The organism is Pseudomonas sp. TTU2014-080ASC (assembly GCF_001446935.1).
Classification (GTDB): Bacteria; Pseudomonadota; Gammaproteobacteria; order Pseudomonadales; family Pseudomonadaceae; genus Aquipseudomonas.
This window is the reverse complement of record NZ_LKKK01000001.1, coordinates 1,129,149-1,141,000: the sequence shown is the minus strand read 5'-3', so window position 1 is coordinate 1,141,000 and position 11,852 is coordinate 1,129,149. Positions and strand designations below refer to the sequence as shown.

Annotated in this window: 7 protein-coding genes and 1 pseudogene; 5 read left to right on the top strand and 3 right to left on the bottom strand. The window is 59.3% G+C overall.

Annotated features, from left to right (window positions below):
- Positions 1-10: 10 nt before the first annotated feature.
- Complete coding sequence (gene nadC, locus AO726_RS05170) at positions 11-859, bottom strand: carboxylating nicotinate-nucleotide diphosphorylase (protein ID WP_058066964.1); 849 nt, start codon at positions 857-859, stop codon at positions 11-13.
- 445 nt (positions 860-1,304) lie between these two features.
- On the opposite strand from nadC, the gene AO726_RS05165 reads away from it, so the two are divergent.
- The 5 genes and pseudogenes from AO726_RS05165 (at position 1,305) to AO726_RS21575 (ending at position 7,429) form a co-directional block, all read left to right on the top strand.
- The gene (locus tag AO726_RS05165) at positions 1,305-3,584 is read left to right on the top strand and encodes a DUF1631 domain-containing protein (RefSeq protein WP_058066963.1); all 2,280 of its coding nucleotides are present in this window, start codon (positions 1,305-1,307) and stop codon (positions 3,582-3,584) included.
- Positions 3,585-3,748: 164 nt separating this feature from the next.
- A complete protein-coding gene (gene ampD / locus AO726_RS05160; RefSeq protein ID WP_058066962.1) occupies positions 3,749-4,306 on the top strand; it encodes a 1,6-anhydro-N-acetylmuramyl-L-alanine amidase AmpD in 558 nt (185 codons plus the stop codon).
- A 2-nt stretch (positions 4,307-4,308) separates the two neighbouring features.
- A complete protein-coding gene (gene ampE / locus AO726_RS05155; protein ID WP_058066961.1) occupies positions 4,309-5,145 on the top strand; it encodes a regulatory signaling modulator protein AmpE in 837 nt (278 codons plus the stop codon).
- A gap of 301 nt (positions 5,146-5,446) precedes the next feature.
- Positions 5,447-6,574 (top strand): annotated as a pseudogene (locus AO726_RS21580) (HAMP domain-containing protein); the annotation flags it as partial.
- A 141-nt stretch (positions 6,575-6,715) separates the two neighbouring features.
- Positions 6,716-7,429 carry a methyl-accepting chemotaxis protein gene (locus AO726_RS21575; RefSeq protein WP_446737410.1) on the top strand — a complete coding sequence of 238 codons (714 nt, stop codon included), beginning with the start codon at positions 6,716-6,718 and terminating at the stop codon, positions 7,427-7,429.
- 196 nt (positions 7,430-7,625) lie between these two features.
- Here the strand turns inward: AO726_RS21575 and AO726_RS05145 are convergent, their stop codons facing one another.
- A complete protein-coding gene (locus AO726_RS05145) occupies positions 7,626-8,327 on the bottom strand; it encodes a response regulator (protein ID WP_058066959.1) in 702 nt (233 codons plus the stop codon).
- Complete coding sequence (locus tag AO726_RS05140) at positions 8,302-11,697, bottom strand: ATP-binding protein (protein ID WP_058066958.1); 3,396 nt, start codon at positions 11,695-11,697, stop codon at positions 8,302-8,304. Before AO726_RS05140 ends, AO726_RS05145 begins: the two co-directional genes overlap by 26 nt.
- Positions 11,698-11,852: the final 155 nt, after the last annotated feature.

Here is an 11,852-nt window from a genome sequence, read left to right as displayed (position 1 = left end):
ATGTAGCGGGTTACAGGCTTAAGCGCATGGACAAGTCCACGGCTTTTATATCCTTGGTCAATGTGCCAATCGAAATGTAATCCACCCCGGTTTCAGCGATGCTGCGCAATGTAGTTTCGTTTACGCCGCCAGAGGCTTCGAGCTTGGCGCGGCCTTGGGTGATGGCGACGGCCTGACGCATTTCATCCAGATTCAATTCATCCAGCATGATGATGTCGGCGCCTGCTTCTAGCGCTTGCTGCAGCTCGTCGAGACTTTCCACTTCAACTTCTACCGGTTTGCCGGGAGCAATTTTGTGTGCGGCGGCGACGGCTTGGGCAATGCCACCGCAGGCGGCGATGTGGTTTTCCTTAATAAGGAAGGCGTCGTACAGGCCAATTCGGTGGTTGTGGCAGCCACCTTGGGTCACCGCATATTTTTGCGCCAGGCGCAGGCCGGGCAGGGTTTTGCGGGTGTCGAGCAGTTTGACGTTGGTGTCTTTAACCAGGTCTGCATAGTGCTGGCAGCGGGTGGATACGGCAGACAGGGTTTGCAGGAAGTTCAGCGCGGCGCGCTCGCCGCTGAGCAGAGCGCGGGCCGGGCCTTCCAGATGGAACAGTGGCTGGTTGGCTTCGGCACGTTGGCCATCCTGAACATTCCAGTGCACAGCGACGCGTGGGTCGAGCTGACGAAACACGGCATCGACCCATGCGGTGCCGCAGATCACAGCGTTGTCGCGGGTGATGATGGTGGCGCGGGCCAGGCGCTCAGCTGGGATCAGTTGGGCTGTGATGTCGCCGCTGCCGATGTCCTCAGCCAGTGCACGGCGCACGTTGGCCTCGATTTCTGTGGTGAGATCGGCAAGGGTGAGGTTTGGCATGGTGGGCTCCGGCTCAAAGAATCTGCGGATTATAGGGGCTGGGAGGGGTTTGCGCAGCGCTGCGTAGGGGAACGGGCTTTGTAGGGGGCGGTAAGCCTGCGCAGCAGGCCACCCACCATGGATATTTGCCGGTTTCACAATGGTGGTGGCCTGTGCGGGCGCTTGGTGGATAAACCGCTGTGCGGCCTCCGCGCGTCTTGCGAGGTTGTACGGAGCTGAACAGTCGTACCATTTGTCGGCGCCGCAGCTCAAGCACGGTACTTTGCTGCTATCTGTGATGTGTATCAAATACGCGCTAAAAGTTAACTTGGCTTGGTGAAAAGGCTCTCTATAATGCTGAGAAATTTCTGATTATTGACGCCGAAAAGTTGACGTTAGGGACGACGCTCAGTTGATCACCGTGCAGAGCATGTAGCCCAAGAGGGGCTCTCTGCGGAGATGCACCATGAAAACTGATGCGAATGTGGTTCACCTGAAGACGGTCAACCCAGAGCAAAAATCCAATCACCCGACTGCAAGGCTGCCAGCCGTGCTGGTCGAGGTCCGAGACAAGGTCGCCGAGCAGCTGAGGCTGGCTCAACAGGCTTTGTTCGACAACGCTGACGATACGCTGTTTGAGATGGCGGATCGGGCGACTTCTAATGCTGAGCAAAATGCCTTCTTCGAGGCCATGCGTGACCTGCGCCTGCGACGTAAGCAGATCGAGCGCGCTTTTCTGGACAAGGTGGCGGATGAATTTGCCACGCTGAATCAGTACGAAATCGGTCGCCCGGTTCTGGAAAATGTGTCTTTTGAGAGCCTTTCTCTGGTGCAGAACGATGCACTGGAGGAGGCGGTGGCGGTCGAGTCGATGGTGGCTAAGGTCATCAGTCGCGATGGCCAGGCGCTTGGCCATCTGACCGCTCGCCTGAATGCATTGGTTAGCAAAAAGCTGGATGAGAAGAATAACCCGGTTGGCCCGGCTAGCCTGTGTGCGGCCTTTATGGACTGCTGTGGCAGCCTGGGCGTGGAAATTCGGGTCAAGCTGATCGTACTCAAGCTGTTCGACAAATACGTGCTCAGCGAGCTGGGCCAGCTGTACGCCGAGGCCAATGAGTTGCTGGTGGCGGCTGGTGTGCTGCCGGAGATCAAGTCGGTACCGCCGCGCCGACCGCAGGCTGCACCGGTGAATGTTGCGATGGCTGCGGGCGAGTCTGACAGCGCTGCGGTCAGCGGTGAGAGCGTGCAGGAAGTGTTTGGCATGCTCCAGGGCTTACTGTCTCAGGCGCGAGGCTCGGTCATCCCGCAGCGCCCGCGTCCGGCCGATGCATTGCCGATTACCAGCAATGACCTGATGCGCCTGCTTTCGCACATGCAGCAGCGTGCTCCTGTGCAGGCTGAGGCAGACGGCGATCTGCGTGAGCAGCTGGAAAACCTGCTGGCCCGCGCCAGTGCTAAATCGGGCAAGACGCGGGTGGTGGGGGAGATGGACGAGGACGTCATCAACCTGGTGTCGATGTTGTTCGAGTTCATTCTCGACGACCGCACGCTGCCGGACTCGCTCAAAGCGCTGATTGGACGCCTGCAGATTCCGATGTTGAAAGTAGCGGTGATCGATAAGAGCTTTTTCAGTCGCGGCAGCCATCCGGCACGACGCCTGCTCAATGAAATTGCCGCAGCGGCGCTGGGCTGGAGTGAGCAGGGCGAGGCGCAGCGGGACAATCTGTATCAAAAGATCGAGCAGGTGGTGCAACGCCTGCTCAATGACTTCACCGATGATCCGCAAATCTTTGCCGATCTGTTAGCTGACTTCACCGCCTTTATGGGCGACGAGCGCCGTCGCAGTGAGCTACTGGAGCAGCGCACCCGGGATGCCGAAGAAGGCAGCGCCAAAGCGGCGTTGGCACGTCAGACCGTGGAGCAGGCGCTCAATGAGCGTTTGTTGGGGCGGACCTTGCCAGAAGTGGTGGTGCGTTTGCTGCAGGACGCCTGGAGCAAGACGTTGATGCTGACTTGCCTCAAACATGGCGATTCCTCGCCGGAGTGGCAAGCCGTCCTGAGCACCATGGATGAGCTGATCTGGAGCGTGGAACCGCATGATCATCCGGGTGACCGTGAGCGTCTGCTGGCTGTATTGCCGGAGGTGGTCAAAGCCCTGCGTAAGGGCGTTGAAGACAGTGCTTTCGATCCGTTCGCTGCCGAGGCGCTCTTCAGTCAGTTGGAAGCCCTGCATTGGCAGGCGCTGCAACGTTTCGACAAGCCTGTAGCCGAGGTGCGCAGCGAGCCCGCCATTGTGGTGGATGACGGTGGCCTAGAGCTGCCATTGCTGGTGGAACCGGTGGGGGTGGCTGAGGCTGCTGAGCCGGAACCGGCTCCGGCGATGGTTGAAGTGGTTGAGGAAATCGTCCTGCTGGCGCCGGGTGAGTCGGCGCAGCCTGTGCAAGAGGTTGAGCTGGATGACAACGATGAGGCCGTGCAACAGGTGGATGCCTTGCGCGTCGGCAGTTGGTTGGAGTTTCAGCAGGAAGACGAGCGCAAACTGCGTTGCAAGCTGGCTGCTTTTATCAAGCCAACCGGCAAGTACATCTTCGTGAACCGCAATGGCATGAAGGTGCTGGAGAAAACCCGAATGGGCCTGGCGGTCGAGTTTCGTCGTCAGTCCATCCGTCTGTTGAATGATGCGCTGTTGTTTGACCGGGCGTTGGAGTCGGTCATCGGCAATCTGCGCAAGCTCAAGGGCGAGTGACGGGGCCTGGCTGTTTGCGCTTTAAGTCGCTCTTACTCTGGTGGAGTAGGAGCGACTCCGGTCGCGAAGCCATGGGGCTGCAACGTGGCGGCCGGACTAAAACTTTCAGGGCTTGGCCGTAGCGGATTGCTGCACTAGAGTGGCGGCTCTTCAGAGGAGTCTCTATGCAGCTGGACCCAATCAGTGGCTGGTGCGCTGGCATACAGCACTGTCCATCCCCCAATTTTAATGAACGCCCGCAGGCTGAGGTGTCGCTGCTGGTGATTCATAACATCAGTCTGCCCCCCGGCCAGTTCGGTGGCGGCTATGTGCATCAGCTGTTCCAGAACCGCCTTGAGCCAGACGCTCACGAATACTTTGCCGGGATCGCCAGCCTGCAAGTGGCGGCACATTTTCTGATTGAGCGCGATGGGGCCGTCACCCAGTTCGTGTCCTGTCATGGGCGTGCTTGGCATGCCGGTGTTTCTAGCTTCGAGGGACGGGAAAACTGCAACGACTTCTCGATAGGTATTGAGCTTGAGGGAACGGACGATCTGCCGTTCACTGAGCGACAATATGCGGCTTTGGTGCGGCTGACCCGAACTATCCGCGCGGCGTATCCTGCAATCACGCTGTCGCGCATTTGCGGCCACAGCGACATTGCTCCCGGACGCAAGACTGATCCGGGACCCGCTTTCGATTGGCAGCGCTACCGCAGTGCGCTTGAGCAAGACGAGGAGTAGCAATGAATTTTCTGGTGCTGTTGCTGGTGCTGTGGGTCGAGAAGTTTTCGTCCTGGCGGTTGCCTATTCAAAACGACGGTCCTTTTCTGCGCCTGCTGCGTGCAGTCGAGGGCAATAAAGAAGACAGTGCTCAGCCATGGCTGAGCCTGTTGTTAGTGGTATTACTGCCGGTGTTGGCGCTGGGCCTGATTCTGTTGGCGCTGGAGTCTGTGCTGTACGGTTTGCTGGCGTTGCCGGTGCACCTGCTGGTGGTGATCTACAGCTTAGGCCGGGGTGATTTGCAGGCGGCGCTTGGGCCGTTTCGTGATAGCTGGCGGCGCGGTGATGCCGAGGCTGCGTATTTGGTGGCACAGCGTGACCTGAATATTGAGGCTGAAGAGGCTTCGACGCTGCTGGCATGTGTGCAGAAGTACATGGTCTGGCAGGCGTTTCAGAGCTTTTTTGCGGTGATCTTCTGGTATGCCTTACTGGGGCCGCTGGCGGCGCTGGCTTACCGTTTGGTTGCGCTGCTGGCTGAGCACAGCCAACAGCCGACGCTGAAGGACATTGCCCTGCAGGTACGTCATGGTTTCGATTGGCTGCCGGTGCGGATTCTGGCCTTAAGCTTTGCCCTGGTGGGCAACTTCGCTGCCGTCAGCCGCAGCTTGCTGCATGAACTGCTGAGCTGGGATATCAGTGCGGCTCAGTTGGCCAACATGACTGCGCGGGCCGCGGCTGAGCTGCCGGAACCAAGCTTGGGTGAAGAGGGCGTCACCACGCTGGATAGTCTCTGGCAGCTGCTGGTGCGTACGGCAATGCTTTGGTACGCCTTGATTGCGGTGTGGATTTTGCTGATCTGACGCTGAAACTGGCGGCTCTAGCCGCCAGTTGCGGGGCAAATGCAGTGATTCAGCGGGCGGGGACAATTAACCTTAAGTTACACACCGCGTAGTCGATACAGGGTATATATGTCGAGTCGTGTGGCTGCTGTGTTTGTGACATCCGTCTCAAAACTGCTGTACAGCAGCGGCGCTAAGCTGCAGGCCTACAGACAAGTTCGTGCACGATGCCGCTAGAGCGTCTGCGCAATAAGCGTCCACAAAAATAATTAGAACGTGGAGATCTATCGTGAAGTCCGTTCTCTATCCGGCTATCGCGCTTATGAATCGCCTCAGCTTTGGAATGAAGTTCAGCCTGATCAGTGTGCTGTTCTTCTTGCCGATGCTGGTCACTAACTTCTTTCTTGTACAAGAATCCTATCAGCAGACTGTGAGTACTCAGACCGCACAGCAGAGCTTGAGCTTGCTGTCGGACAGTCTGAAGTTGCGTCGTATGCTGGAAGATTATTCCGCCTACACCGACGTGAATTCGGTGGTCGGCCAATCCGGACAGGGCGGTGAGGTGGATAAGCGCTTGGATGCGCTGCACACGCAGATCACTACGTTGCTGCAAGGCATGGCCTCTCCGAGCCGGGATGAGGAATTGGTCAGCGCGTTCGATGCCGAGCGTGATCAGCTGTTGGCTGGGTTGGCCGCAGTTAAGGCGGAAACCTCGCTACAAGGCAAGATCGGTCTGGCAGAGCGGGTGCAGGCGGGGAATCAGGTGTTTGTGCGCCTGATCGCCAGCCAGGCAGGGCTGATTCAGGATCTCGACAGTACTGTGCGCCAGTTGGTGGAGCTGATCACTGTAGAAACCCCGAAAATCACTGCGCTGCTTAGCAAGGGGCGGGCAGTGGGCTCCAGCTCGTTGTCGCAGGGCTATCTCAACTCATCGGCCAGCACCACCTTTGACACCATTTTGCTGGACGTGGAACGCCTCCAAGGCGAGTACGCCGTGCACCTGCGTAATGTGCCTGAGCATTCATCTTTGCCGGGATTGGCTGAGCAGAGCCTGGAAAGCCTGAAAGCCTCTGCGGTGATTTTTGAAGATCAGGTCGTAGTGGCTGACACGCTGGAAACACCGTGGATGCAGTACTTCGATGAAGTCAGCGCCAATATCGATAAAACTACGGCATTGCAGGACGGCATCTTGTCTCTGCTGGATGAGCAGCTGCAGGAGCGTCTGGCCGACAACCGCATGCAGATGGTGTTGCTGGTGGTGGCGCTGGTGGCGGTATTCCTACTGATCGTTTATCTGTACAGCGGCTTTTATGTGTCGATCCGCTCCACGCTCAAGCGTCTGGGGCAGGTGATGAATCAGGTTGCTGGCGGTGACATGACCGTCAGCATTAAGGCGCACAGCCAGGATGAGCTGGGTGAGCTGAGCACGCTGTTTAACCAAACGGTGCGCAAGATTCGCGAGCTGATTGAGCGTGTCGGTCAGACTGTGAGCGAAGTGGAACGCCAGGCTGAGCGGGTTGAGCATGTCTCGGCAGAGAGCAACAAGGCCGTTACCGGGCAGCGCAGCCAGATTGACCTGATCGCCACGGCAATGAACGAGTTGTCAGCCACCGCGCAGGAGGTCGCCAGCAGTGCGGCTGCTGCGGTGGGCAGTGCGCAGAGTGTGAATGATGAAACGGTGACTGGCCGTGCGCTGGTGGAATCTCAGGTCGGCAGTATTCAGCGCTTGGCTGGGGAGATTGATCAGTCGGTGGTGGTGATTAATCAACTGGCCAGCGACAGCCAGTCGATCAGCCAAGTGCTGGATGTGATTAAAGGCATTGCCGAGCAGACCAACCTGCTGGCGCTGAACGCTGCGATTGAAGCCGCCCGTGCCGGCGAACAAGGGCGTGGTTTTGCTGTGGTTGCCGATGAAGTACGCAACCTGGCCAAGCGCACTCAGCAGTCCACGGCGGAAATCGAGGCAATGATTGCCAGGCTGCAAAATGGCGTGGGTGCTGCGGTTAAGACCATGAACACCAGCCATCAGATGGCCGATAGCACTGTCAGCGAGTCGGGGCAGGTGCAGCAGGCGCTGGAGAATATCCTCAGTGCAGTCGGCATGATCGTTGACCAGAACCAGCAGATCGCTACAGCCGCTGAAGAGCAGACGGCGGTGGCCCACGATATTGACCAGAACATCGTCCAGATCAGCCAAGCCGGTGAGTTGACCGCCGAAGGTGCCGGGCAGACCGAACAGGCCAGCCGCGAGTTGTCGGTGTTGGTTGCGCGGTTGAAGCAGCTGATTGGGGCATTCAGGGTTTAACCCGCTTTGCAGGGTGCGATAAGCCTGCGAAGCAGGTTATCCACCTTAGGCGCACGGCGCTCAGAAATGGTTGTTCTTTTGGGCCATGGTGGACAAACCGCACAGCGGTCTTGTCCACCCTACAGTGATGCAGTTTCTCCGTAAGTGCTTTTGTAGGGTGAGATAAGCCTGCGCAGCAGGTTATCCACCATGGGATTCAGCGTTGTTCATGGCTGATTGCGGCCAACGCCACTGACGCAGCCGCGGTGCGGGTTTCTACGCCAAGTTTTACGTAAACGTGTTCCAGGTGTTTGTTCACGGTGCGTGGGCTGAGGTCGAGGATCAGGCCGATGTCGCGGTTGGTCTTGCCGCAGGCGACCCAGCGCAGCACTTCTACTTCCCTTTCGGTCAGGTGAAAACGCTGCGATAGCAGGCTGCAGGCCTGATCGTCATCCAGCGTAGGCGTCTGCACCTGACTGCCTGCTTTGGCCTTTTGCAGGATGCGTGCAGTACGCAGGTGGGAGGCGACGCGGGCGAGGACTTCGCTGGTGTTGATCGGCTTGGTCACGTAGTCAATGCCGCCTGCTTCAAAGCCGCGCACTACATGCTCGGTTTCCACCAGCGCGGTCATAAACAGCACAGGGATATCCGCCGTTGTCGGGTCGGCCTTGATCCGTTCGCAGGTTTCAAACCCATCCAGCCCCGGCATCATCGCGTCGAGCAGAATCAGGTCCGGCCGGCGACGTTGGATGCGGCTCAGGGCGCTGCTGCCATCCAGTGCCACCAGCACCATATAGCCTTCGTCATCCAGTGCATCGGAGAGAAGGGCGAGATTGTCCGGTGTATCGTCGACGATGAGGATGACGCCGCGTTCGGCGGCGCTTTGCCGGGTTTCAGCAGGATGGGTCAGCGTGTGCATGGTCTGCCTCCTTTAATTGTCGGTTGAGCTCATCGAGGCGGAAGCTCTTCACCAGTGCGCGCAGGGGCGTGGTGAAGCCAGCGCTGGCCGGGTTATTCCGTTCGATGGCGTCGAGTTTTTCTTGTATGCCGCGTAGGTAGCCGATGGCGCTCAGCTCGCGCAGTTCGTCCAGGTCGGCTTTGTCAGGGAGTACGGTTTGCTGAGGTGCGGGTGCTTCGCTGGTTTGGGGTTTGATCCACTCCAGCTTGAGGTGCTTCTGAATCAGGTCGAGCAGGGCCGGGGCGTGTACTGGCTTGGCCAGGTAGTCGTCACAGGCTGCGGCCACGCTGCGCACGCGGTCATCGTCGAAGGCGTTGGCCGAGACGACGATAATCGGCGCGGTGGACTGCACATTGCGGCGGATCAGGCGGCTGGTTTCCCAACCATCCATGCCGGGCATGGACAGGTCCATGAGGATCAGGTCAGGCAGCAGCAGGGCGGTCTGGCGAATCGCTTCCTGCCCGTTGGCCGCCTGCGCAATATCAAAGCCCAGTGGGCTGAGCATGCCTTGCAGGACGTTGCGGTGTTCGCTGTGATCGTCCACCAGCAGGATGCGTTTGCGCGGGCCGGTGTAACCGGTGATTTTGTGGGCGACGTGGATCACCGTTTGCGGCACGCGCACCTCGGAGAGGAACAGGCGCACCTGAAAGCAGGTGCCTTTGCCGACCGTACTGGTGACGGACAGCTCGCCACCCATCAGTGAGGTGAGCATGCGGGTGATGGTCAGGCCGAGGCCGACCCCGTTGTCCTGGCGCATCAGGTCGCCGCGCTCGAAGGGCTGGAACAGGCGCTCGATCTGCTCGGCATCAATACCGATGCCGGTGTCGATGATTTCGAAGCAGGCGGTTTGCCGCCGGTAGCTGATGCGCAGGCAGACTTCGCCGCTGTCGGTAAAGCGCACGGCGTTGCCGAGCAGGTTGATCAGAATCTGCTGCACGCGCTTTTCATCCCCGCGCACCACGGCTGGCATGCGCCCCTGAGTTTCGAGGCGAAAGCCCAGGCCTTTCTCTGCCGCCTGCGGGGTGAACATACGCTCAAGTTGGTGGAGGAATTCCGGGAAGGGGATTTCGCTCAGCTGCAATTGCAGCTTGCCTGCTTCGATCTTGGCGACGTCGAGCAGGCCGTCGATCAGCGCCAGCAGGTGCGAGCCGCTGCGGTAGATGGTGGCCAGGGCGTCCTGATGCTGGCGCGGCAACGCACCGTCGCGCTGGAGAATCTGGGTGTAGCCGAGGATGCTGTTGAGCGGTGTGCGCAGCTCGTGGGACAGGCCGGTGACGTAGCGGCTCTTGGCGGCGTTGGCGGCTTCGCTGGCCTCCTTGGCCTTTTGCAGGGCTTCGTCGGTTTTGCGGTGGGCTTCGATTTCCTGCATCAGCAATTGGGTTTGCCGGTCGGATTCCTCCTGCGCCACGCGGCGGCTTTCGCGGGTCAGAACGATCCACCAGCAAAGCACGGCGGCAAACACCAGTAAGGTGATAAAGGCTTTGAGGAAGGCCAGATACAGCGCTTCCCGAGCGACATCAGTCGGTTCGATCAGGCCGATGGCGACCTGGTTGTAGATCAGTGCGAGGGCGCCATACAGCAGCGCCATCATCGTGCTCAGCAGCGTCAGGTACTGCGCCAGTCGATTGTGTAAGCGCGGCACGGAACCAGCCGGGAACAGCCAGTGCAGCAGGTCGTCCCATTGCTGGCTGATGCGCGCGCGGGGTTTGCAGGCATCGGCGCAACGGGCTTCCAGCGAGCAGCATAGAGAGCAGATCGGCGTGCTGTAGGCAGGACAAAAGGCCATGTCTTCCCGCTCAAACGCATTGCTGCACAGGCCACATTCGACGGTGTGGGCGTGCCCGCTGCAATGGATTAGCTCCGCGTCGCTGCTGCGGGCGAGGTAGTAGCGACCTTTGGTAAACCAGGCAATCAGTGGTGCGACCAGCATGGCGCACAGCAGCGCCACAAACGGCGAGGCGGATTGCGCCAGCTCACCGAAGTGGCCGCCGTGGGCGAGGATCGACATCAGCGAGGCGACTAGCATGGCACCGACGCCCACCGGGTTAATGTCGTACAGGTGCGCCCGCTTGAATTCGATGTGCTTGGGCGACAGGCCCAGCGGTTTGTTGATCAGCAGGTCAGCGACCACCGCGCCAATCCAGGCGATGGCGATGTTGGCGTACAGCCCCAGCACCTGTTCAATCGCCTGAAACACGCCCAGCTCCATCAACAGCAGGGCGATGGCGACGTTAAACACCAGCCACACCACGCGGCCCGGATGGCTGTGGGTCACGCGGGCGAAGAAGTTCGACCAGGCCAGTGAACCGGCGTAAGCGTTGGTCAGGTTGATCTTGATCTGCGAGACGATAACGAACAGCACCATCGCCGCCAGCGCCCACTCCGGCGAGCTGAACACGTAGTTGAACGCCACCAGATACATCTGCGTCGGCTCGGCGGCGCGCTCCATGGGGATTTCATGTTGCAGGGCAAGGAAGGCGAGGAAGGCGCCGGCGAGCATTTTCAGCGCGCCGGGGATGATCCAGCCAGGCCCGGCAATCAGCAGCGCAGCCCACCAGCGCTTGCGGTTTTGCGCCGTCTTTTGCGGCAGAAAACGCAGGTAATCCACTTGTTCGCCAATCTGTGTGATCAACGCCAAGCCAACGGTGCAGGCCGCGCCGAAGTGCAGGAGGTTGAAGGCACCTGACTCGCCCGAGCGCCCGGCGAAGGTGGTCCAGTCAGACAGCGCGTCCGGGTTTTTGCTGATCACGAAGACGTAGGGCAACAGCAGCAGAAACAGCCACAGCGGTTGCGTCCACATCTGCAGCCGGTTGATCAGGGTGATGCCATACGCCACTAAGGGAATCACCAGCACTGAACAGATGACGTAGGCAAAGGCCAACGGAATGTCGAAATACAACTCCAGCGCCAAGGCCATGATCGCCGCCTCAAGGGCGAAGAACAGGAAGGTGAAGCTGGCGTAGATCAGGGAGGTGATGGTCGAGCCGATGTAGCCGAAACCAGCGCCACGGGTGAGCAGGTCCATGTCTACGCCGTAGCGGGCGGCGTAATAGCTGATCGGCATGGCAGTGAGGAAGATCACCAGACTTACGGCAATGATCGCCCACAGCGTGTTGGTGAAGCCGTAGCTCAGGGCCAGCGTTGCGCCGATGGCTTCCAGGGCGAGAAATGACACGGTGCTGAAGGCCGTGTTGGCAATGCGCAGCTCTGACCACTTGCGGAATGCGCGGGGTGTGTAGCGCAGTGCGTAGTCTTCCATGGTTTCGTCGGCGACCCAGCTGTTGTAGTCGCGGCGAATCTTGATGATGCGTTGCGTACCAGTTTGCTGCACAGGTGTGCTCCTGACGCTTCTCCCTATTTGTGACGAAGCAAAGCAACAAACATGCCCCAAATTTCAAAGTGGCGGGCTAGAGCCTCCTGTGGATAAGTGGTACCCGTCGGGTCGTGCCCGCGTGCGCTCTTTTGGTGCGTATTGCAGTACGTCAT